Genomic DNA, 760 nt, shown 5'->3' on the forward strand with positions numbered 1-760 from the left:
TATAGCGTTTGATCAATGCGCGCAGAGAGGCTGAAGACTCTTTAACGTTGTCATTGTTATTTGGCTCAGCTATCTCGTCGCTATCAGCAGAGCCAAACCCGTAACGGTTGAGTTTTGGATAAGCACGAATCGCCTGCTGAATATCTGACATGTCTAATAATGTCATCTCTGATAATGGCGATAATAAGGGCTGATCACTTCGGTTTTGATAAAAGCTATCAGGCAAATCGACAAGCTGCGCCGCTTTGAGTAACGATAAATGCTCCGCCAAGGCTTCTGAAGCAATCAGTGACCATTTTGACAAGCTATCTGCATTAGGCTGATAAAACCGCGTCGAATTACCATAAAGCCGACGCAACTGGCCGTTTAAGCGGCGGGCAGGCTCAGGAATATCACTCAACGGTCTGGCAGGATCAAGGGGTGATCGTTTGGGATCAAAATTAGGATGTACGATCGCAGGTTGCTGTGAATCAGCTAGCATAGAGGATTGCACAGCATCGCCTTCTGTAAGCTTACTGCCTTCTGCTGCCAGATTAGCATGAGACAAACGGTCATCAGAAGTAGAAGGCTGGGTCATGAAATCTCCATACACAATAAAATATAAAACCAATAAAAACGATCAAACTAAGAAACGGTCTTGAGCTTAAGAGCTTATACTTAAGGACTTACACTGAAGAGCTTACTCTTGATGCTCCAAAATATCACGATAGCCTGTTTGCCAATCAGCGTACTCAAGCCAAGCTAACGGAATATTGCTGTG

At 44.5% G+C, this 760-nt stretch carries 1 pseudogene; it reads right to left on the reverse strand.

Annotated elements, in window-relative coordinates:
* Nucleotides 1–577: pseudogene (locus tag ACS8FC_RS16855) on the reverse strand (hypothetical protein); the annotation flags it as partial.
* Between the last annotated feature and the right edge of the window lie 183 nt (nt 578–760).

Source organism: Psychrobacter sp. 1Y4 (assembly GCF_051847555.1).